Annotated in this window: 3 protein-coding genes; all 3 read right to left on the reverse strand. The window is 46.3% G+C overall.

The window, feature by feature from the left end; genetic code table 11:
• Positions 1–294, reverse strand: a 294-nt coding sequence (locus QUB24_RS33450; RefSeq protein WP_333157892.1) for a hypothetical protein, incomplete at its 3' end; no start/stop codon positions are given.
• Between the two features lie 451 nt (positions 295–745).
• Positions 746–967, reverse strand: a complete 222-nt coding sequence (locus tag QUB24_RS33455) for a hypothetical protein (RefSeq protein ID WP_333157894.1) — start codon at positions 965–967, stop codon at positions 746–748.
• Positions 960–1,148: hypothetical protein (locus QUB24_RS33460; RefSeq protein WP_333157895.1), on the reverse strand; the 189-nt coding region annotated here is incomplete at its 5' end. The genes QUB24_RS33455 and QUB24_RS33460, both read right to left, overlap by 8 nt.

Genomic DNA, 1,148 nt, shown 5'->3' on the forward strand with positions numbered 1-1,148 from the left:
ATTGTTGTCTAGCGTTGATGCTAGACAAAGCAGCAAAAGTATTGCAGGACTAAAAAATTCATCCCACAGCAGAATCCAATAATCAATTAATACGGTTCCAATAATGGTTACGCGAGAAACCTGCTCAGCGATTCTCTCGGGTGAAAGCCCTGCTTTTGTTAGACCTGCCGCAACTGTCTCTACGAATAAGTCAAGCCCCTCTTGTAGCAATTCCTCCTGAAGTTCTTTCCCACGAGTCAGAATACTGAACATGCGGATTAGGCTGCCAGCGATGCCCGGTAGTAGTGAAGACAAGAGGGGTTTGATATGTCGTAGGAGGCACTTGTTCATGATGACTTCTGATTTTAAGCCCTCTGTTGGGGTACATACTCGAAATTTTCCAAGTAGTACGAGTAGAAGTCGGGCTGACCTATCCGAGGGTAAAAATGCTTATTTGACTTCCAAGAAAATCCTCTGTCGCTAAACGCGGCTAAGATGCCCGAAATCTCTGCCTTGCTCCCGATAAGCCTAATGCTGGCGGCTTTCCGTTTCTTCCCCATTCCTTGACCCTCAAATCTGGATATTTAGCTATTTTGGGCATTGAGTTTGCAGCTCTCCAGCCGATCGCCGTGAACATAGGTGTTGCACTACCCCAAACCCTATGGGTTTGGGAAATGAACATACGTTGAACACCACCCGAAACCCTATGGGTTTCCGAAAAGAACATACGTGCTGGATAAGGTTAAAGTCCCAGCGAGGCATATTTTCAACCGGGCCCCTGGGTGGACAGTGGGGGTTGTAGAGGTGCTGTCACATCTCGAAGGAAATGAACGAACTCCTCGGCGGAAGGGTCATCGTCTTTTGGGTAGTATGTCCCTGTAGTTGTCCAGTCCCATCCCCTAAACACCAATAAGGCTTTTGTGCTTGCAATTTCGTCCTTTGTCCCCGTTAGCTTGATACTTGCCAATTTTTTGCGTTCTTCACTCATTACCTTTCACCTCAAACTGATTGATTAAATTCTGCAATTTGATTTTGCCCTCTGCAAACTTACGCCCCTTCATCTTGAGAATATTCTCAATAATCCAGGTTTTTGCCTTCCCTCCTTCCATTGCTTCCTTGACTTCCACATACAGCGCTTTAGCTAGTTCCAAGGAAGTGTCGGTAGTGGT

Origin of the sequence: Microcoleus sp. B9-D4, assembly GCF_036705105.1 — a bacterium.
Lineage (GTDB): Bacteria > Cyanobacteriota > Cyanobacteriia > Cyanobacteriales > Microcoleaceae > Microcoleus.

Bases quoted from the DNA above. Each gene is read 5' to 3' on its own strand.
- QUB24_RS33455 (WP_333157894.1), bottom strand. From the start codon at position 967: ATGAGTGAAGAACGCAAAAAATTGGCAAGTATCAAGCTAACGGGGACA.